General features: G+C 60.2%; 19 protein-coding genes and 1 riboswitch. Of the genes, 14 read left to right on the top strand and 5 right to left on the bottom strand.

The window, feature by feature from the left end; translation table 11 throughout:
• Positions 1 to 110: 110 nt before the first annotated feature.
• From relA to J7E41_RS19720, 3 genes are read left to right on the top strand one after another with little or no spacing between them, the layout of a single operon-like run.
• Positions 111 to 2,354: a GTP diphosphokinase gene (gene relA, locus J7E41_RS19730; RefSeq protein WP_214995409.1), complete on the top strand. Its 2,244-nt coding sequence runs from the start codon at positions 111 to 113 to the stop codon at positions 2,352 to 2,354.
• Positions 2,355 to 2,375: 21 nt separating this feature from the next.
• On the top strand, positions 2,376 to 3,209 hold the full coding sequence (gene mazG / locus J7E41_RS19725) for a nucleoside triphosphate pyrophosphohydrolase (protein WP_214995407.1): 834 nt from the start codon (positions 2,376 to 2,378) through the stop codon (positions 3,207 to 3,209).
• A gap of 25 nt (positions 3,210 to 3,234) precedes the next feature.
• The gene (locus J7E41_RS19720) at positions 3,235 to 3,780 is read left to right on the top strand and encodes a DUF2058 domain-containing protein (protein ID WP_214995405.1); all 546 of its coding nucleotides are present in this window, start codon (positions 3,235 to 3,237) and stop codon (positions 3,778 to 3,780) included.
• A 157-nt stretch (positions 3,781 to 3,937) separates the two neighbouring features.
• Here J7E41_RS19720 and J7E41_RS19715 read toward each other — a convergent pair whose 3' ends face one another.
• The 4 genes from J7E41_RS19715 to purM all read right to left on the bottom strand — a co-directional run bounded on the left by J7E41_RS19715 (position 3,938) and on the right by purM (position 6,803).
• Positions 3,938 to 4,126 carry a hypothetical protein gene (locus J7E41_RS19715; protein WP_214995403.1) on the bottom strand — a complete coding sequence of 63 codons (189 nt, stop codon included), beginning with the start codon at positions 4,124 to 4,126 and terminating at the stop codon, positions 3,938 to 3,940.
• 246 nt (positions 4,127 to 4,372) lie between these two features.
• On the bottom strand, positions 4,373 to 5,086 hold the full coding sequence (locus tag J7E41_RS19710) for a DUF3108 domain-containing protein (protein ID WP_214995401.1): 714 nt from the start codon (positions 5,084 to 5,086) through the stop codon (positions 4,373 to 4,375).
• Positions 5,087 to 5,094: 8 nt separating this feature from the next.
• The gene (gene purN, locus J7E41_RS19705) at positions 5,095 to 5,745 is read right to left on the bottom strand and encodes a phosphoribosylglycinamide formyltransferase (RefSeq protein WP_214995399.1); all 651 of its coding nucleotides are present in this window, start codon (positions 5,743 to 5,745) and stop codon (positions 5,095 to 5,097) included.
• Positions 5,745 to 6,803 carry a phosphoribosylformylglycinamidine cyclo-ligase gene (gene purM, locus J7E41_RS19700; protein WP_181285051.1) on the bottom strand — a complete coding sequence of 353 codons (1,059 nt, stop codon included), beginning with the start codon at positions 6,801 to 6,803 and terminating at the stop codon, positions 5,745 to 5,747. The genes purN and purM overlap by 1 nt, the downstream gene beginning before the upstream one ends.
• Before the next feature lie 342 nt (positions 6,804 to 7,145).
• Between purM and J7E41_RS19695 the strand changes: the two genes are divergently transcribed.
• From J7E41_RS19695 to J7E41_RS19675, 5 genes are all read left to right on the top strand, one after another.
• Complete coding sequence (locus J7E41_RS19695; RefSeq protein ID WP_214995397.1) at positions 7,146 to 8,192, top strand: DUF2066 domain-containing protein; 1,047 nt, start codon at positions 7,146 to 7,148, stop codon at positions 8,190 to 8,192.
• Positions 8,193 to 8,234: 42 nt separating this feature from the next.
• On the top strand, positions 8,235 to 9,308 hold the full coding sequence (locus J7E41_RS19690) for an AI-2E family transporter (protein ID WP_214995395.1): 1,074 nt from the start codon (positions 8,235 to 8,237) through the stop codon (positions 9,306 to 9,308).
• Between the two features lie 230 nt (positions 9,309 to 9,538).
• Positions 9,539 to 10,243, top strand: a complete 705-nt coding sequence (gene hda / locus J7E41_RS19685) for a DnaA regulatory inactivator Hda (RefSeq protein WP_054049492.1) — start codon at positions 9,539 to 9,541, stop codon at positions 10,241 to 10,243.
• Positions 10,244 to 10,457: 214 nt separating this feature from the next.
• Positions 10,458 to 11,102, top strand: coding sequence for a C40 family peptidase (locus J7E41_RS19680; protein ID WP_214995393.1), 645 nt, complete (start codon positions 10,458 to 10,460; stop codon positions 11,100 to 11,102).
• Between the two features lie 144 nt (positions 11,103 to 11,246).
• A complete protein-coding gene (locus tag J7E41_RS19675; protein ID WP_214995392.1) occupies positions 11,247 to 11,786 on the top strand; it encodes a C40 family peptidase in 540 nt (179 codons plus the stop codon).
• 56 nt (positions 11,787 to 11,842) lie between these two features.
• On the opposite strand, the gene J7E41_RS19670 is transcribed toward J7E41_RS19675, so the two are convergent.
• Complete coding sequence (locus J7E41_RS19670; RefSeq protein ID WP_214995390.1) at positions 11,843 to 13,156, bottom strand: PQQ-dependent sugar dehydrogenase; 1,314 nt, start codon at positions 13,154 to 13,156, stop codon at positions 11,843 to 11,845.
• A 99-nt stretch (positions 13,157 to 13,255) separates the two neighbouring features.
• Positions 13,256 to 13,503: riboswitch (cobalamin riboswitch) on the top strand.
• A gap of 78 nt (positions 13,504 to 13,581) precedes the next feature.
• Here J7E41_RS19670 and cobO point away from each other — a divergent pair.
• The 6 genes from cobO to J7E41_RS19640 are packed head-to-tail and all read left to right on the top strand — an operon-like array spanning position 13,582 to position 19,491.
• Entirely contained in the window at positions 13,582 to 14,193 is a 612-nt protein-coding gene (cobO, locus tag J7E41_RS19665; protein WP_214995388.1) for a cob(I)yrinic acid a,c-diamide adenosyltransferase, read from the top strand.
• The gene (locus J7E41_RS19660; protein ID WP_214995386.1) at positions 14,190 to 15,509 is read left to right on the top strand and encodes a cobyrinate a,c-diamide synthase; all 1,320 of its coding nucleotides are present in this window, start codon (positions 14,190 to 14,192) and stop codon (positions 15,507 to 15,509) included. The genes cobO and J7E41_RS19660 overlap by 4 nt, the downstream gene beginning before the upstream one ends.
• Positions 15,506 to 16,156 (top strand): 5,6-dimethylbenzimidazole synthase, encoded by a 651-nt coding sequence (gene bluB / locus J7E41_RS19655; protein WP_214995385.1) that lies wholly within the window; start codon positions 15,506 to 15,508, stop codon positions 16,154 to 16,156. Before J7E41_RS19660 ends, bluB begins: the two co-directional genes overlap by 4 nt.
• Positions 16,153 to 17,061: an adenosylcobinamide-phosphate synthase CbiB gene (cbiB, locus tag J7E41_RS19650; RefSeq protein WP_214995383.1), complete on the top strand. Its 909-nt coding sequence runs from the start codon at positions 16,153 to 16,155 to the stop codon at positions 17,059 to 17,061. Before bluB ends, cbiB begins: the two co-directional genes overlap by 4 nt.
• Entirely contained in the window at positions 17,054 to 18,043 is a 990-nt protein-coding gene (cobD, locus tag J7E41_RS19645; RefSeq protein ID WP_214995382.1) for a threonine-phosphate decarboxylase CobD, read from the top strand. The genes cbiB and cobD overlap by 8 nt, the downstream gene beginning before the upstream one ends.
• Positions 18,040 to 19,491 carry a cobyric acid synthase gene (locus J7E41_RS19640; protein WP_214995380.1) on the top strand — a complete coding sequence of 484 codons (1,452 nt, stop codon included), beginning with the start codon at positions 18,040 to 18,042 and terminating at the stop codon, positions 19,489 to 19,491. The genes cobD and J7E41_RS19640 overlap by 4 nt, the downstream gene beginning before the upstream one ends.
• Positions 19,492 to 19,981: the final 490 nt, after the last annotated feature.

Here is a 19,981-nt window from a genome sequence, read left to right as displayed (position 1 = left end):
GCATCTCTGGGCCTGTGACCTGCCAGGGAGTGTGCGCAAGCTTGTTTTGTAAAGCAGGTCAGCGATGATTTTGATGCACTTAAAGGTGCGTCGTAGGGAAGGTAAGCAAGATGGTACAGGTGAGAGCACACCAGCCGATCAACACCGACGGCAGTATCAATCTCGAGGCATGGCTGGATCATGCCGTCAGTGTCGATCCGGCACTGGACCGTGAAGCCTTGAAAGCAGCGTGCGAGTTCGCTCGTGAGTCTGAACAGCAAGATAATGCGGCCAAGAACCTGTGGGCCGAAGGCACTTCAAGCTTTCGCACCGGGTTGGAAATCGCGGAGATCCTCGCCGATCTCAAGCTCGATCAGGATTCGCTGATCGCAGCCGTGCTGTATCGCGGCGTGCGCGAAGGGCATATTGCGCTGCCGCTGGTCAGCCAGCGTTTTGGCACTGTGGTCGCCAAGCTGATCGATGGTGTGCTGCGCATGGCGGCGATCAGCGCCAGCCTCAGCCCACGTCAGTCGATGGTGCTGGGCACCCAGGGCCAGGTGGAAAACCTGCGCAAGATGCTGGTGGCGATGGTCGATGACGTGCGCGTCGCCCTGATCAAACTGGCCGAGCGTACCTGCGCGATTCGTGCGGTAAAAACTGCCGATGACGAAAAGCGCAATCGCGTTGCCCGGGAAGTTTTCGATATCTACGCGCCGCTGGCTCATCGCCTGGGCATCGGTCATATCAAGTGGGAGCTGGAGGACTTGTCCTTCCGCTACCTCGAACCTGATCAATACAAACAGATCGCCACGCTGCTCCACGAGCGGCGGCTGGACCGTGAGCGTTTCATCAGCGACGTGATGGGCCAGTTGCGCTCCGAGTTGCAAGCCACGGGTGTCGAAGCTGACATCAGCGGCCGGGCCAAGCACATCTACTCCATCTGGCGCAAAATGCAGCGCAAGGGCCTGGCCTTCAGCCAGATCTACGACGTGCGCGCCGTGCGGGTACTGGTGCCGGAAATGCGCGATTGCTACACCGCGCTGGGCATCGTCCACACGCTGTGGCGGCACATTCCCAAGGAGTTCGACGACTACATCGCCAACCCCAAGGAAAACGGCTATCGCTCGCTGCACACCGCAGTGATCGGTCCCGAGGGCAAGGTGCTGGAAGTGCAGATCCGCACCCACGCCATGCACGAAGAGGCCGAGCTGGGTGTGTGTGCCCACTGGCGCTACAAGGGCACCGACGTCAAGGCCGGTTCCAACCAGTACGAAGAGAAAATCTCCTGGTTGCGCCAGGTGCTGGAATGGCACGAAGAGCTCGGCGATATCGGCGGCTTGGCCGAACAGTTACGGGTGGATATCGAGCCGGACCGGGTCTATATCTTCACTCCGGACGGCCACGCTATCGACCTGCCCAAGGGTGCCACGCCCCTGGACTTTGCCTATCGCGTACATACCGAAATCGGCCACAACTGCCGTGGCGCCAAGATCAACGGGCGTATCGTACCGCTCAACTACAGCCTGCAGACCGGTGAACAGGTCGAGATCATCACCAGCAAGCACGGTACACCGAGTCGCGACTGGCTGAACCCGAACCTGGGCTACATCACCACATCCCGGGCGCGAGCAAAGATTGTTCACTGGTTCAAGCTGCAGGCCCGCGACCAGAACGTCGCGGCCGGCAAGACCTTGCTCGAGCGCGAACTGGGGCGCCTGGGCTTGCCTCAGGTGGACTTCGACAAGTTGGCCGAAAAGGCCAACATGAAGATCGCCGAAGACATGTTCGCCGCCCTCGGTGCCGGTGATCTGCGCCTGGCGCAGTTGGTTAACCTGGCCCAGCAACTGGTGGAACCGGAGCGTGGCAGTGAACAACTGGAGCTGATTCCGCGCAAGGCCACCGGCTACAAGCCAGGCAAGCGCGGCGATATCCAAATCCAGGGCGTAGGCAACCTGATGACGCAAATGGCTGGCTGCTGCCAGCCGCTTCCGGGTGACGCAATCGTCGGCTACATCACTCAAGGCCGTGGGGTGAGCATTCACCGCCAGGATTGTGCCTCGGTGTTGCAACTGGGCGGGCGTGAGCCGGAGCGGATCATCCAGGTCAGTTGGGGACCGGTACCGGTGCTCACTTATCCGGTGGACATTGTCATTCGCGCCTATGACCGTTCGGGTCTGCTGCGGGATGTGTCGCAAGTGCTGCTCAATGAGCGGATCAACGTGTTGGCGGTCAACACCCGCTCGAACAAGGAGGACAACACCGCGTTGATGTCCCTGACCATCGAGATTCCGGGGCTGGACGCGCTGGGGCGGTTGCTGGGGCGTATTTCCCAGTTGCCGAACATCATTGAGACCCGGCGCAACCGGACGCCATAAGCAGGAAGCGGACAGAGATCGATGTATTCACTTGAAGACCTGCTGTACCTGATGAATCGCCTGCGGGACCCGCAATACGGGTGTCCGTGGGACATCAAGCAAACCTACGCCAGCATCGTCCCCCACACCCTGGAGGAGGCCTACGAAGTCGCCGACGCCATTGAACGGGGGGATTTTGATCACCTGCAAGGTGAGCTGGGCGACCTGTTGTTTCAGGTGGTGTATTACAGCCAACTGGCTCGGGAAGAGGGGCGCTTTGAATTTGCCGGGGTGATCGACAGCATCACCCGCAAGCTGATTCGTCGCCACCCCCATGTGTTCCCGACGGGTGATCTGTACGCGCCACTGGATGTCCCGCAGTTGAGCGAAGAGCAGGTCAAAGAGCGTTGGGAGGAGATCAAGGCCGAGGAGCGGGCGCAAAAGTCCGACGCGCCTGAGCAGTTATCCTTGCTCGACGATGTGCCTGCAACCTTGCCCGCTCTGTCCCGTGCGGCCAAATTGCAAAAGCGCGCAGGACAAGTCGGTTTCGATTGGCCGGCGGCATTGCCGGTCGTGGATAACGTGCGTGAAGAGCTGGATGAAGTGCTCGAAGCCATGGCCGATAACGACCCGGCGGCTATCGCTGATGAAGTCGGTGACCTGCTGTTTGCGGCGGTCAACCTGGCCCGTCATCTCAAGGTCGACCCGGAAACCGCCCTGCGTGGCGCCAATGCCAAATTCGAACGACGTTTCCGATTTATCGAACAGGCATTGCGCGAGACCCACCGTCCCATAGAAGATTGCACCCTCGAAGAGTTGGACGCCCTGTGGGGCGAAGCCAAACGTCAGGAAAAGAATGTGTCCAGCTGCGGTTGAGCAGTTGCCTAAGTGAGTAAGCACCATGAGCCTTTCCCTTCGCGACCAGTTGCTCAAAGCAGGTCTGGTCAACCAAAAGCAGGCCAAGCAGGTCGGCAAGGATAAACAGAAACAGCAGCGACTGGTCCATAAAGGCCAGGTCGAGGCCGACGACACCCAGGCACGCCTGGCCATTGAGGCGCACGCCGAGAAGGTCAAGCGCGACCAGGAGCTGAACCGCCAGCAGCAAGAAAAGGCCGAGGCCAAGGCCCGTACCGCCCAGGTCAAGCAATTGATCGAAACCTCGCGCTTGCCGAAACTGACTACCGAGGACTACTACAACTTCGTCGATGACAAGAAGGTCAAGCGCCTGTCGGTCAACACGTTGATGCGCAATAAGCTGAGCAACGGCTCCCTGGCGATTGTCCATCACGGTGGCAGTTACGAAGTGATTCCGCGTGAGGCGGCGCTGAAGATTCAGGAGCGGGCGCCAGAGCGAATTGTCCAACTCAATATCCTGACCGAGAGCCAGGTGCCGGATGAGGATGATCCGTATGCGGCCTACCAGATCCCTGACGACCTGATGTGGTAAGGCTTTAAAACAACATTGTGGCGAGGGGGCTTGCCCCCGTTGGGCTGCGCAGCAGCCCCAGTAAGGCCCATAAAACAACAAAACCCGCTCAACGGCGGGTTTTTTGTTTGCCGGTACCGCGGCTGCGTGGGCCGGGTACCAGCAGGATTTCAATGCTTCAGGAGCTTTGCACCTGGCGTTTCGTCTCTAGCGTTTCGAGCTCGTTTTTATAATTGTGAGCATCGATTTCGGAGTGAAACATACCTACCAGCAGGTCTTGTTGATGTACATCCCAGATACGGATGCCATGGGCTACGCCTTCATGGGACATATGTGCATCGTCGCGTTCAGTTACTTTTACAGTCATCTGCTTGCTCCAATCTCTGGTTGATCTGCGGCAAGGCGTCGCAGGTCTTTGTTATATGGTTTGTTAGCTTGCTAAGTAAATAAGCAAGAACTGCAACAGACCTTTACTGGAATTGGAACAATTCTCCAGCCCCCGAAAACCGCGACATTGCGTCGCAGGAGGTTGAGTTTTATGACAAAAGTTTCATGTTTGTAGGGCGAAAAAAAGCCCCGCATTCAGCGAGGCTCTTTATTCGATAGCGGTGGATCAGCTGCCTTTGACAGCCTTGCCGTCCACGGTACCGTCTTGCAGCATGATGTTGTATTCCTTGCCGTCGGTTTCTACCTGACGCAGGGCAACCAGGATGCCGCCCCAGTCCTTGGCAAACCACATCTGGGTGATGCGCTTGGTTTGTGTCGGGTCACGCACGCGCTCGACCTTGATGGCATCAATGGAGCCCGCCTTGGTCTGGACCTTTTCCGGGCCGATCACGCGGAAATCATAGGTGTCGGTGTCGGTGCCTTCGGCAACCCGATAACTCATGCTTTTCTTGCCCGCAGCGACATCACGCTGCAAGGCCAACTGGTAGGTGGACTTGTCCAGCATCCCGCTTTCAAGTGGAGTATTCACCGGGTCCTTGTTTTCAAAGCCGGTGACCTTGTTGGCGGTCCAGTCGAAATCCAGGTTGATCTTCTTCGTCTTGCCTAGGCCGCCCCGTTCGAAGGTGTAGCTCTGAGGCTGCAGGGCATTTTTGTCGAGACGGATGACGCTGGTCTCGGTCAGGCTGGCGATCATCATGGAAGCCTTGAAATTCAAGGTCCAGGTGCCGTTGTCATTCTTGGTCAGGCTGCGTTCGGCCGAACCACTCATGGGCAACTGTTTCCAGTCGGCGGTGTAGCTGGCGGAGAACGGTTGAAGGTCTGCCGCTTGCACGGCAGGCAAGGCAAACAGCGCAAAAGCGAAGAGCAGGGCGCGACGCATAAAATCTCCTAGGTTCGAATCAAGTGGCCGCTGGCCGCGAGTAACTGACCGTCCAATAATGCACCCTGTTCACCGAGAATCAACCGCCCCTCAGCGAACCAGCGAACAGCCAGCGGGTAAATCCTGTGTTCCTGGGTATGAACCCGTTGCGCAAGCGTCTGCGCAGAGTCCGCAGACTCTACCGGAACTACTGCCTGTACGACCAGAGGCCCGCCATCGAGTTCCTCGGTGACGAAGTGCACGCTACAGCCGTGCTCCGTGTCGCCGGCCTCAAGGGCGCGTTGGTGCGTATGTAACCCTTTGTATTTGGGCAGCAGGGAAGGGTGAATATTCAACAGGCGCCCTTGGTAATGGCGGACGAAGTCAGCGCTGAGAATGCGCATGAAACCGGCCAGGACCACAAGCTTGGGGTTAAAGGCGTCGATCAGTTCGATCAAGGCGGCATCGAAGGCCTCGCGACCGTCGAAAGCCTTGTGATCCAGGGAGCGGGTGTCGATACCTGCGTCCCTGGCGCGTTGCAGGCCGTAGGCGTCGCTGCGGTTGGACATCACCGCAGCGATGCGCACCGGGCTATAGCCGGTGCGCGTGCTGTCGATCAGGGCCTGCAAGTTACTGCCGGTGCCGGAGAGCAGCACCACGACATCACAGGTTGCGGACATTAGTGAGCCTTGAGGTTTTTCAGCTCGACTTGAGCGGCGCCTTCGGCAGCAGTAGCGATCTGACCGATGACCCATGGCTGCTCGCCGGCTTCACGCAGTACGTTCAGTGCGCTTTCAACGTGCTCTTGAGCGACGCAGATCACCATACCTACACCGCAGTTCAGCACGCGGTGCATTTCGGTTTCGTTGACGTTGCCTTTCTCTTGCAGCCAGTCGAATACCGCCGGACGCTGCCAGCTGGCCACGTCGACGATGGCCTGGGCGCCTTTGGGCAGTACGCGCGGGATGTTGTCCAGCAGACCGCCGCCGGTGATGTGGGCCATGGCCTTGACGGCGCCGGTGTCCTTGATCAGCTTGAGCAGCGGCTTGACGTAGATACGGGTCGGGGCCATCAGCAAGTCGGTCAGTGGTTTGCCGTCGAGCTGGATGTTTTCGATGTCGGCGCCGGACACTTCGATGATCTTGCGGATCAACGAGTAACCGTTGGAGTGCGGGCCGGACGATGGCAGGGCCAGCAGGGCGTCACCGGCGGCCACTTTGGAACCGTCGATGATTTCGGATTTTTCCACGACGCCAACGCAGAAGCCAGCCAGGTCGTAGTCTTCGCCTTCGTACATGCCTGGCATTTCAGCGGTTTCGCCGCCGACCAGGGAGCAACCAGACAGCTCGCAGCCTGCGCCGATGCCGGTCACCACCTGAGTGGCGGTCTCGACGTTGAGCTTGCCGGTGGCGTAGTAGTCGAGGAAGAACAGTGGCTCTGCACCGCAAACCACGAGGTCGTTGACGCACATGGCGACCAGGTCGATGCCGATGCTGTCGTGTTTGTTCAGGTTCAGTGCCAGGCGTAGCTTGGTGCCCACGCCGTCGGTGCCGGACACCAGGACTGGCTGCTTGTAGCCGGCCGGGATTTCGCAGAGGGCGCCAAAACCGCCCAGGCCGCCCATGACTTCGGGGCGCGCAGTGCGCTTGGCGACGCTCTTGATGCGTTCGACCAATGCTTCACCGGCGTCGATGTCTACACCGGCGTCCTTGTAGCTCAGGGAGGGTTGCTTGCTCATGATCCAGGCCTTTAGGGGGGATTCAGGGGTAACGACCGAATGGCGCGGGGCACTTGGGGAAATGCCCAGACGTTGCCGGTCTGCGAAGGCGCGCGATTTTATCAGGCTTGAGGGGCAGCGGCCATCCTCGGGCCGACGGGCAGGGGCATATGGTGTTAAAAAAAACGTTAATCGAGGCGCTTCGAGGCCGTATTAAGGTATAGCCTTTAACCGGCTATCGTTATGACAGTACGAAAACTTACCAAGGCCCTGTGAATGTTTTGCTGCTTGCTGTGGTCACAGCCTTGCCAAGCGGTCTTCATTCGGTCTGTTCCAGCCGTTTTTTTGTGTCGGGAATCTTCCATGCGTCTGTGTAAATTCATCTTTGTGGGCTGTTTGTCATTGGTCAGCCTGGCGAGTCATGCCGAAACCCTCCATGGCCTTTATCAAGTATTGGAACCGGTGAGCAGCCAGTCCCCGGACGAGCGCGCTCAGGCGACACAGCGTGCCCTGGAGACTCTGGTCATCCGTTTGACCGGTGACGCCAAGGCCGCTCAAGGCCCGGGCCTGGCGGAGATCCGCAAAGACCCGCAGCAGATCATCAGCCAGTACGGTTATGACGCCGGACCGCCTGAAAGCCTGCAGGTGGATTTCGATCCGGTCAGCACCGATCGCGCCTTGCGCGGGGCGGGCCTGGCATTGTGGGGCACTAATCGGCCGTCGATCCTTGGCTGGTGGCTGAACGACTCCACCGAGGGCAGCAGCCTGGTGGGTGATGGCCAGGCCATCGCCCAGCCGTTGCGGCGGGCCGCTCAGCATAGAGGCTTGCCATTACGCCTGCCCCTGGGCGACCTGGATGAGCAGATTGTTGCCAGCGCACCGAATCTTGAAAGCCCGGATGCGACCCCATTGCGAGCGGCGTCCGAGCGTTATGGCGCTGACGCGTTGCTGGCGGTGCACGCCCGTGAGGACAGCGGCCAGTGGCAGGCCACGTGGCGGCTGTGGTTGGGTGACAAAAGTGAGCAGGGTACTGCGCAGGCCACTGATACGGCAGCCCTCGCCGATGCTGTATTGCTGGCAGTCAGCGAGCGCCTGGCGCCGCGTTTCGCGGTCAAGCCTGGGGTAAGCAGCGAACAATTGCTGGAAGTGCAGGGCATGAGCCTGGAGCGCTACGCCGCTTTGGGTCGTTTGCTTGAGCCTTTTGGCGGGCAACCTTTGCGGGTGGATGGCAGTCGTATCGTCTATCGGGTCAATGGCAGTGCCGACCAGTTGCGTACGCAGTTGAGCCTGGCCAAATTGCAGGAGGTTCCGGCGGGTGAAACCCCGGCACCTGTGCAGCAACCCGCTGCTGTAGAAGGTGCGCAGCCAGCACCGGTAGAACCGCAGGCGCAGTTACGTTTTCGCTGGTAAATGTTCTTCTTATATAGCAGCAACTGAAAAATGGAGTGGTTTATGACGGATACGCGTCGTTGGGTGTGGCTTGGCGGGATTGTCCTGCTGTGCGTTTTTGTGTTCTTGCTGCATTCGATCCTGACGCCGTTCCTGGTCGCGTTGCTGCTGGCCTATCTGTTCGATCCGGTGGTGGATCGCCTGGAGAAGGCTGGTCTGTCGCGGACTTGGGGTGTGGTGACGGTGTTTGCGCTGTTCACCTTGATCATCATGGCGCTGCTGCTGGTGTTGGTGCCGATGCTGGCCAAGCAGTTGTTTCGGCTCTATGAGCTGGCGCCGCAAATGCTCGATTGGTTGCAGCACACTGCCATGCCCTGGGCCCAGGCCAAGCTTGGCCTGGCTGATGGCTTCTGGAAGTTCGACAAGGTCAAGGCCGCCATCAGTGAGCACATGGGTCAGACCACGGACATTGTCAGCGTGGTGCTCAGCCAGGCCACGGCGTCCAGCCTGGCGCTGATTGGCTGGTTGACCAACCTGGTGCTGATTCCGGTAGTGGCGTTCTACCTGCTGCGGGACTGGGACATCATGATGGCGAAGGTCCGCAGTCTGCTGCCTCGTGACCGCGAAGAACGCATCGTGTCCCTGGCCGAGGAGTGCCACGAAGTGCTCGGTGCCTTCGTCCGTGGTCAGTTGTTGGTGATGCTGGCCCTGGGAGTCATCTACGCGGCGGGGCTGATGGCTATCGGTCTTGAGCTGGGGCTGCTGATTGGTCTGATTGCCGGCCTGGCGGCGATTGTGCCGTACATGGGCTTTGTCATTGGTATTGGCGCGGCGCTGGTGGCCGGGTTGTTCCAGTTTGGTGGTGACTTGTATCCGATGCTGGGGATTGTCGCGGTGTTCATGGTTGGCCAGGCCCTGGAGGGCATGGTACTGACACCGTTGCTGGTGGGAGACCGGATCGGCTTGCACCCGGTGGCGGTGATCTTTGCGATCCTGGCGGGCGGTGAGTTATTTGGCTTTACCGGTATCTTGCTGGCGCTGCCGGTGGCAGCGGTGATTATGGTGCTGGTGCGCCATGTGCATGATTTGTATAAAGACTCGGATATCTACGCCGGTGTCGACGAACCTGACTTATAAATCCAAGGTTGGGCTCCCTCTTTCAAACCCGGCCTGGTGCCGGGTTTGTTGTTGATGGGGCCTGGGCATTTGGCCATCGCGTCAAACAATCTCCACGAAATCCAACGAGTTAACGCAAACCTTTGATTTTGCTTGTGGTCTGTTGCATTGTGCGCCCGGCGTCACGGGTATAAACTTTGCAAACTTTACACAGAGGCCCCTAACGGTTCGATGGGAACTGTTCAGTCAGCATGAAACCGATTCAGCTGCCCCTAGGTGTGCGTCTGCGTGACGACGCTACCTTTATCAATTACTACCCAGGCGCCAATGCCGCTGCACTCGGCTATGTCGAGCGGCTATGCGAAGCCGACGCCGGGTGGACCGAAAGCCTGATCTATCTGTGGGGCAAGGACGGCGTGGGGCGTACCCACTTGCTACAGGCCGCTTGCCTGCGGTTCGAGCAGATGGGGGAACCCGCGGTTTACCTGCCGCTGGCGGAGCTGCTGGACCGTGGTATCGAGATCCTCGACAACCTTGAGCAATACGAGCTGGTGTGCCTGGATGATTTGCAGGCAGTGGCAGGGCGTGCGGATTGGGAAGAGGCGCTGTTCCATCTGTTCAATCGATTGCGTGACAGCGGCCGGCGTTTGCTGATTGCCGCGTCTACTTCGCCCCGGGAATTGCCGGTGAAGCTGGCGGACCTCAAGTCCCGCCTGACCCTGGCGCTGATTTTCCAGATGCGTCCACTCTCCGACGAAGACAAATTGCGCGCCCTGCAACTGCGTGCCTCCCGTCGTGGCCTGCACCTGACCGACGAAGTCGGGCACTTTATCCTCACCCGTGGCACCCGCAGCATGAGCGCGCTGTTCGAGTTGCTCGAACGGCTCGACCAGGCCTCCTTGCAGGCTCAGCGCAAGCTGACCATTCCCTTCCTCAAGGAAACCCTCGGCTGGTAGCCAGCCCTTTAAAAATGGGGCCTTCGGCAAATTTCAGGCGCCAGAAAACCTGCGTTTTTGCCGGTTTGGCCACGCAAAAGGGTCTAAATGGGGTGTAAGGGCTTAGATGTCGCGCTTCAAACAAGAAGTCACATAGTTCACGATTGAATTTGCAAATCGATATGATAGAAGGCATAGTCTCGGCTTCTTTACACATTCAGCCACGGTCGTGCCCATGCTAAATCGCTTTGCACCCCTCGTGCCTCTCGCACTCGTTAGCCTGTTGTTTGGTTGCGCCACCCACCCGCAACAAGTGGCTGAGCAGCAAAAACCTCAACAACAGAATCAACAAAAATTCGTCGCTGCGCAGTCTTCCACTGTTTATCAGGAAGCTGTTTATTCAGAAGAAGTCGCCACCGAAAAAGAACTGGCCGATTTCGCCGGCAGCCAGCCTTACCAGCTTCCAGTTCTGGCCGACAGCATCCTCGAACGCGGCATGTCCCTGATCGGTACCCGTTACCGTTTTGGCGGTACTTCTGAAGCCGGTTTCGACTGCAGTGGCTTCATCGGTTACCTGTTTCGTGAAGAGGCTGGCATGAATTTGCCGCGTTCTACCCGCGAAATGATCAACGTGGATGCACCGTTGGTCGCACGAAACAACCTCAAACCCGGTGATCTGCTTTTCTTTAGTACCAATGGTCGTGGTCGTGTCAGCCACGCCGGTATCTACCTGGGTGATGACCAGTTTATCCACTCCAGCAGCCGCCGCAGCGGTGGTGTGCGGGTCGACAAGCTGGGCGACAGCTACTGGAGCAAGACCTTTATCGAAGCCAAGCGCGCCCTCGCCATGGCCCCGACCAGCGTTACCGCTCGCAAGTAAAGTTAAAGTGATACTTGAAGTTTGACGTGTAAGAGCTAGAATCTCTGGACATTGTTGTGAACTGATCGCGCGAGCCTTGCTTGCGCGATCTGGTTTCCAGCGTTCGGCAGCGAAAGCCGCATCCAGATCAGGATTGTTCTGCCCATGTCGACCTCGGCCCGCCTAATTCTTCTCGTTTGCGCCGCGCTGCTCAGCGCCTGTGCAAGTCGCCCCCCACCTGTACCCGTGGCCGTCAAGCCCAGGCCGGTGTTCAACTATTCCAGCCAAACCTTTTCGCCAGCGGCCGAAGACGTGCTTTTTCGTGCGCTGGGCCTGGTCGGTACACCTTATCGCTGGGGCGGCAATACACCGGACTCGGGCTTTGATTGCAGTGGTTTGATTGGCTTTGTCTACCGTGACGCCGCGGGTATCTCTTTGCCGCGTACCACGCGTGAGCTGATTGTGATGCGTGCCCAGGATGTGAGCGAAAACGCCTTGCAGACCGGTGACTTGATCTTCTTCGCCACCGGTGGTGGCTCGCGAGTCAGCCACGCCGGGATCTACGTGGGTGAGGGGCGCTTTGTACACGCGCCGCAAACCGGCGGTACGGTGAAGCTGGACACACTGTCCAAAGCTTATTGGCAGAACGCCTACCTGAGTGCCAAGCGCGTATTGCAGCCTGAGCATCTGGCGCGCAATCCATAAGGCAACACAAAACAAAAGAGGGAGCCTTGGGCTCCCTCTTTTGTTTTCAGCAATGGCTATTTAGCCGCCGATACCCGCCACACCTTGTTCCCCACATCATCCGCCACCAGCAAATCCCCTTGTTTGTCGATCACCACACCCACCGGCCGACCCATGGCTTTCTCGTCGCTATTAAGGAAGCCGGTCAGCACATCCACCGGCATCCCTTTCGGCTGGCCTGCCTCAAACGGCACAAAGATCACCTTGTAACCGCTGTGGGGCTTGCGGTTCCACGAGCCGTGCTGGCCGATAAACGCCCCGTTGCTGAACTGAGCGGGCAGCGTGCTGCCTTCGGCGAAGGTCAGCCCCAGTGAGGCGGTGTGTGGCCCGACGGCATAGTCCGGGGCGATGGCCTTGGCTACCCGTTCAGGATTCTGCGGTGTTACACGCACATCAACGTGTTGTCCGTAGTAACTGAACGGCCAGCCGTAGAAGGCGCCGTCCTTGACCGAGGTGATGTAGTCCGGCACCAGGTCGCTGCCGATTTCATCGCGCTCGTTGACCGCCGTCCACAGTTTGCCGCTTTGGGGTTCCCACGCCATACCGTTGGGGTTACGCAGGCCTGAGGCGAAGATTCGGTGCTGGCCGGTGGCGCGGTCCACTTCCCAGATGGCGGCTCGGCCCTGCTCCGCTTCCAGGCCGTTCTCGGCGACGTTGCTGTTGGAGCCGACGCTGACGTACAGCTTATTGCCATCCTTGCTGGCCACCACGTTTTTGGTCCAGTGATGGTTAAGCGGGCCTGCGGGTAAATCGACGACCTTGGTTCCCGCCGCCTTGATGGCCGTTTCGCCCGGCTGATAGGGGAAACGCAGCAACGCATCCGAATCGGCGACATACAGGTCGTTGCCCACCAGAGTCATGCCGAACGGTGAGTTGAGGTTTTCCAGAAACACCGTGCGAGTTTCGGCGACACCATCGTGATCGGCATCGCGCAGCAGGGTGATGCGGTTCGGACTGGGTACCCCGGCACCGGCGCGCCCCATGACTTTCCCCATGACCCAGCCACGAATACCCTTGCTGTCATCCGGCTTGGGCGGTGCGTTGGTTTCGGCTACCAGTACATCGCCGTTGGGCAGTACGTACAGCCAGCGCGGGTGATCCAGGCCTTCAGCGAACGCCGCCACTTGCGTGCCGGCGGCTGCGGTCGGCTTGACGCCGTCGGGCCAGCCGATCGCCGGGGCGATGTTGACGGTGGGAATCAGGGTCTTGTTCGGCGCCGGCAATTGGGGGGATCGCCCGGTACCGTCCGAGACTTGCAGGGTGGAGCTTTCACCGCAGGCGGCGAGGGTGCCTGCGACCATGATGAGTAAGGCGAGTCGGGTCTTGTGCATGGTTTTCTCCTTAATACCTGTAGTGATAGAGGAGCCTAGTAGTGCGATGGTTCAAGTGCACAGCCGGCTTTATTTGACGCTCCACCCCCAACCCACTAACCTTCGCGGCTTGTTTCAGGTGCTCTGTGGCGTGTGTGTCGACAGAGTGAAACAGGGAAGCCGGTGAGTGAGCACACTTTTCAACAGTGAGGCCGCGATCCCGGCGCTGCCCCCGCAACGGTAAATGAGTCAAAACGGTGCTTTCAGCCACTGTATCGCCCCGCGATATGGGAAGGCGTACCGTCGACATGCTCTTGAAGAGAGCGTCGCTCATGAGCCCGGAGACCGGCCTGACTCATCCAACAGCATCACGGTGGGCGATGCTTGGCTGTCTGTTTTATCTTTTCCTGCCCGCCGTTTTTGTCCAGCCCCAACGGAGAGCTGCCATGACTGATTCCCCTGATCGTGACGAACGCCACTTGGCGCGCATGCTGCGCAAAAAAGCGGTGATCGACGAACGTATTGCCAATTCACCGAACGAATGCGGATTGCTGCTGGTGCTGACCGGCAATGGCAAAGGCAAGAGCAGCTCGGCCTTTGGCATGCTTGCCCGGGCTATGGGCCACGGCATGCAGTGCGGTGTGGTGCAGTTCATCAAGGGCCGCACCAGCACGGGCGAGGAGTTGTTCTTCCGCCGATTTCCCGAGCAAGTGCGTTTCCACGTGATGGGCGAGGGCTTTACCTGGGAAACCCAGGACCGTCAGCGTGACATCGTCGCTGCCGGGGCCGCCTGGGCAGTGTCCCGGGAAATGCTCCAGGACCCGTCCATCGGCTTGGTGGTGCTGGATGAACTGAACATTGCCCTTAAGCATGGTTATCTCGACCTGGACCAGGTGCTTGGCGACTTGCAGGCCCGCCCGCCGATGCAACATGTAGTGGTCACCGGTCGCGGTGCCAAGCCTGAGCTGATTGAAATGGCTGACACCGTCACCGAAATGGGCATGCTCAAGCACGCGTTCCAGGCCGGGATCAAGGCACAGAAGGGCATCGAACTTTGAATCAGCCCCGTCATTGCCCTGCCGTCCTGATCGCCGCGCCGGCGTCAGGCCAGGGCAAAACCACCGTCACCGCCGCATTGGCCCGCTTGCACCGCAACCTTGGGCGCAAGGTGCGGGTGTTCAAGTGTGGCCCGGACTTTCTCGACCCGATGATCCACGAGCGCGCCAGCGGTGCGCCGGTCTATCAATTGGACATGTGGATGGTCGGAGAGCAGGAAAGTCGCCGATTGCTGTGGGAAGCGGCGGGGGAGGCTGACCTGATCCTGATTGAAGGCGTCATGGGTCTGTTCGACGGTACGCCTTCCAGCGCCGACCTGGCGCGGCACTTTGGTGTGCCGGTACTGGCCGTGATCGATGGCACGGCCATGGCTCAGACCTTTGGCGCTCTGGCGCTGGGGTTGGCGCGTTACCAGCCGGACCTGCCGTTTGCCGGTGTCCTGGCCAACCGCGTCGGTACGTTGCGCCATGCGCAGTTGCTGGAAGGGAGCCTCACCGAGGGCTTGCGCTGGTATGGCGCTCTGTCCCGTGAGACGGGTATTGAGTTGCCCAGCCGCCACCTGGGCCTGGTGCAAGCCAGCGAGCTCAATGACCTGGACCTGCGTCTGGACGCTGCCGCCCAAGCCTTGGGTGGCAGTTGCGAGGTGGCACTGCCACCGCCGGTGGAGTTCGCCGCGCCAGAGGTGATCGAGGCCGAGCCGCTGCTGGCCGGTGTGCGCATTGCCGTGGCCCGTGATGAAGCGTTTGCCTTCACTTACGGCGCCAGTCTCGATCTGTTGCGGGCGATGGGGGCCGAGTTGCGCTTCTTCTCGCCGATCCATGATCGTGAGCTGCCCGAGGCCGACAGCGTGTACCTGCCCGGTGGCTACCCGGAACTGCATCACCGGGCGTTGTCGGAAAACACCACGATGTTGAGAGCGATCCGTGCCCATCACGCCGCCGGCAAACCGTTGCTGGCCGAATGTGGCGGCATGCTCTATCTGCTGGACTCGCTGACCGATGTGGACGGCACCCGCGCAGAACTTGTCGGCCTGCTTCAGGGCGATGCCGTGATGCAAAAGCGCCTGGCCGCCCTGGCCTTGCAGAATGTCGAGTTGCCGGAAGGCCTGTTGCGTGGCCACACCTATCATCACTCCCTGACCACCACCGAGTGGCAGCCCATTGCCCGGGGCCTGAGCCCCAATGGCGGGCGCGGCGCCGAGGCGGTTTACCGGCAAGGGCGGATGACGGCTTCTTATGTGCACTTTTATTTCCCGTCCAACCCGGCTGCGGTGGCGGCACTGTTTGCGCCCGACCGCGAGGCCGCGATAGCGCCATGAGCCACAACGCCTTCCCCGAAACCGAGCGCGCCGCCGTCTACCGCGCCATCGCCGAACGCCGCGATATGCGCCACTTCAGCGGCGGCACTGTCGCCCCGGAACTGTTGCAACGCCTGCTGCAAGCCGCGCATCAGGCACCTAGCGTCGGCCTGATGCAACCCTGGCGCTTTATCCGCATCAGCGACCGCAATCTGCGCGGCCAGATCCAGCAGTTGGTGGAGCAAGAGCGGGTGCGTACAGCGGTTGCCCTGGGCGAGCGCTCTGACCAGTTCATGAGGCTCAAGGTCGAAGGCATCAACGATTGCGCCGAGGTGTTGGTAGCGGCACTGATGGATGATCGCGAGCGGCATATCTTCGGCCGCCGTACCCTGCCGGAAATGGACATGGCGTCCTTGTCCTGCGCGATCCAGAATCTGTGGCTCGCGTCCCGGGCCGAGGGGCTGGGCATGGGTTGGGTCTCTTTATTCGAGCCCCAGGCTCTGGCCGATCTGTTGGGCTTGCCGCCCGGCGCAAAACCTTTGGCGGTGTTGTGTCTCGGGCCGGTCACCGAGTTTTACCCGGCCCCGATGTTGCAACTCGAAGGCTGGACCGAACCACGTCCATTGAGCGACATGCTGTATGAAAATTATTGGGGAGTGAGTCAATGAGTGTGGCCTTGCTGAGTGTCGCTGCCGTGGCGCTGGATGCGCTGCTGGGCGAACCCAGGCGCTGGCATCCGCTGGTGGCGTTCGGCAATTTCGCCGGGCGCATCGAGCAACGTTTCAACTCTGCCGGTCGTGGCTGGCGCAGTCATGGTGTCACCGCGTGGGTGATCGCGGTCATACCGTTGACCTTGCTGGCCACGGCCCTGTCGTGGGCGCCCTACATGGGTTGGGTCATAGACATTCTTGCACTGTATTGTGCCCTTGGCATGCGCAGCCTTGGCGAACACGTGGCACCGGTGGCCCAGGCTCTGCGCAGTGATGATCTCGAAGAAGCACGTAAACGTGTCGGTTATCTGGTCAGCCGCCAGACCAGCGAACTGGACCGCACCGAAGTCGCCCGCGCGGCTACCGAATCGGTGCTGGAGAACGGCAGCGATGCGGTGTTCGCGGCGCTGTTCTGGTTTGTCGTTGCTGGCGTGCCCGGCGTGGTGCTCTATCGCCTGAGCAACACGCTGGATGCCATGTGGGGCTATCGCAATGAGCGTTTTGAACGCTTCGGCTGGGCTGCGGCAAAGATCGATGATGTGTTGAACTATATTCCTGCACGGTTGGTGGCCTTGACCTACGCGCTGCTGGGCAAAACCCGGCTGGCTCTTAAATGCTGGCGCACCCAGGGCTCGACCTGGGACAGCCCCAATGCGGGCCCGGTGATGGCTGCCGGTGCTGGTGCGCTGGGTGTCGAGTTGGGCGGCGCAGCGATTTATCACGGCGAACTGCATCAGCGTCCACAACTGGGTGAAGGTGTGCCGGCGGATGCCGATTCCATCGACCGTGGCTGGCAACTGGTGCAGCGCGGGGTGTGGCTGTGGTTGCTGATTCTGTGTGTGGGGGCTGAGTTTTATGCTTGAGCATGGTGGTCGGCTGCGCAAGGCAGCCCTGCAATATGGCGTTCCCGAGGCCGATTGGCTGGACCTGTCCAGTGGCCTCGCGCCCTGGCCCTGGCCTATCCCGCAAATCCCGCTACGGGCCTGGGCACGTCTGCCAGAGACCGACGATGGCCTGGAGCAGGCAGCCTGCGAGTACTACGGCGCCACCCAGGTGCTGCCGGTGCCGGGTTCCCAGGCGGCGATCCAACTGCTGCCGCGCTTGCGGCGTGCGGGCAAGGTCGGCGTGCTGTCGCCGTGTTATGCCGAGCACGCCGAAGCCTGGCGCCGCGCTGGCTATATCGTGCGTGAAGTGCTGGAGCAGGAAGTCGACTTCTTTCTCGACAGCCTCGACGTGCTGGTGGTGGTCAACCCCAATAACCCCACAGGCTTGAGTTTGCCCCCGCAGCGCCTGCTGGACTGGCACGCACGGCTTGCCGAGCGCGGCGGCTGGCTGGTGGTAGACGAAGCCTTCATGGACAACACCCCGCAACTGAGCCTGGCGAGCCAGGCTGATCAAGTGGGCTTGATCGTGTTGCGTTCGTTCGGCAAGTTTTTCGGCCTGGCCGGCGTGCGGCTGGGCTTTGTCCTGGCCGAACGCAGGTTGCTCAAACTGCTGGCCGAACAGGTCGGGCCGTGGGCGGTCAGCGGGCCGACGCGAGTGCTGGGCCAGGTGTGCCTGAGAGACAGTGCCGGTCACGTCCAGCAGCGACTGCGCTGTGAAGAGGCCAGCCGGCGACTGTGCGAGCTGCTGCAGCGCTTCGACCTGCAACCTCAGGGCGGCTGTGACTTGTTTCAGTGGCTGATCACCGAGCGCGCCGAACACCTGCATGAATTCATGGCCCAGCGTGGCATTCTGCTGCGCTTGTTTGTCCACGACAGCAGCCTGCGTTTCGGCCTGCCGGGAGCCGACGCCGATTGGCTGCGGCTGGAACACGCCTTGATCGCCTACAGGGAAGCCTCATGAGTACCTTGATGGTGCAAGGCACCACGTCCGATGCGGGCAAAAGCACTCTGGTGACCGCGCTGTGTCGTTGGCTGGTGCGCCAGGGCGTGGCGGTGGTGCCGTTCAAACCGCAAAACATGGCGCTTAACAGCGCAGTGACCGCCGAAGGTGGTGAGATTGGCCGGGCCCAGGCGGTCCAGGCCCAGGCGGCGAACCTGGCGCCCCATACCGACATGAACCCGGTGCTGCTCAAGCCCAACAGTGACACCGGCTCCCAGGTGATCATCCATGGGCGCGCCGTCACCAGCATGAACGCCGTGGCCTATCACGACTACAAGGCTATCGCCATGCAGGCGGTACTGGCTTCCCATGAGCGCTTGAGTGCGGCGTATCAGGTGGTCATGGTCGAAGGCGCGGGCTCGCCGGCGGAGATCAATCTGCGGGCCAATGACATTGCCAACATGGGCTTTGCCGAGGCGGTGGATTGTCCGGTGTTGCTGATTGCCGATATTAATCGTGGCGGGGTTTTCGCCCATTTGGTGGGGACGCTGGAACTGCTATCGCCGACCGAACAGGCGCGGGTCAAGGGTTTTATCATCAACCGGTTTCGTGGCGATATGGCTTTGTTGCAGCCTGGGCTGGACTGGCTTGAGGCGCGCACAGGCAAGCCGGTGGTGGGTGTTCTGCCTTATGTGATGGACTTGCATCTGGAGGCCGAGGACGGCATTGACCAGCGCCAGATTGATAAGGCCGCGCATGTGCTCAAGGTGGTGGTACCGGTGTTGCCACGTATCAGTAATCACACGGATTTTGATCCGCTGCGGTTGCATCCCCAGGTGGATTTGCAGTTTGTCGGGCCGGGGCAGGGGATTCCTGCGGCAGACCTGATTATCTTGCCGGGCTCGAAAAGTGTGCGCAGTGATTTGGCGTATTTGCGGGCCAATGGGTGGGACACGGCAATTGCTCGGCACTTGCGGTATGGCGGCAAGGTGTTGGGGATTTGTGGGGGGTTGCAGATGCTCGGTGAGCAGGTGCATGACCCGCTGGGGTTGGAAGGGGCTGCGGGTTCCAGCGAGGGTCTGGGGTTGTTTGCGTTCAGCACTGTTTTGGAAGAAGAGAAGCAACTGCGTAATGTGCGTGGGCGGTTGTTGTTGGAGGATGCTGAGGTCAGTGGTTATGAGATTCACGCGGGGGTGACCACAGGTCGTGCCTTGGAGCAGCCGTTGGTGGTGCTGGATGATGGGCGCTTTGATGGTGCCCGAAGTGATGATGGGCAGATTCTTGGCACTTATCTGCATGGGGTGTTTGAGACGCCGGCGGCGTGTAGTGCGTTGTTGCGCTGGGCGGGGTTGGAGGATGTGCAGGCGGTGGATTATCACGGGTTGCGTGAGCGGGATATTGAGCGGTTGGCGGATTTGGTGGAGAGGCATTTGGACACGGGGTTGTTGCTTGGGTTGTGTGGGGTTTGAGTTGGATTGGGTGCATATCCATTCCTTTGGTAACGGCTACCTAAGGTTCCGCCCTTACGGCGGGTCACTTTGGAAAAGCCGGAATGCCGGCCCAGCCCAAAGTAACCAAAGGGCTCTTGCCCCACCACTCGGCACCTCGCTCAGGCTCGGTGTGCCCGAACGCAGGCATTACTCCGTGGGCCGCCGCGACGGGCCATCCATGGCCCAGCGCGGCTATCCCGGCATCCATGCCGGGATACCCACTGCGTAATACCTACGTTCGGCCAGCGTGGTTTAACGGGGCGCCTCAGATCAAGATCAAGATCAAGATCAAAAGCAGATCAAGAGCACGCAGCCTCGCTGGCGCTCGACAGCTGCTACGTGGGGGATGGGGGAAACGCGAATGCCTTAGAGGTCAGGTCGGCTGTCAGGCCGCCTCGCTTCTGCTTTGTTTTTGATCTTAGGCGCCCCGTTAAACCACGATGGCTGAACGTAGGCATTGTTCCGTGGG

It is taken from the genome of Pseudomonas fluorescens (genome assembly GCF_018614655.1).
In the GTDB taxonomy this organism is placed as follows: Bacteria; Pseudomonadota; Gammaproteobacteria; order Pseudomonadales; family Pseudomonadaceae; genus Aquipseudomonas; species Aquipseudomonas fluorescens_BX.
This window is presented reverse-complemented; position numbering and strand designations above follow the sequence as displayed.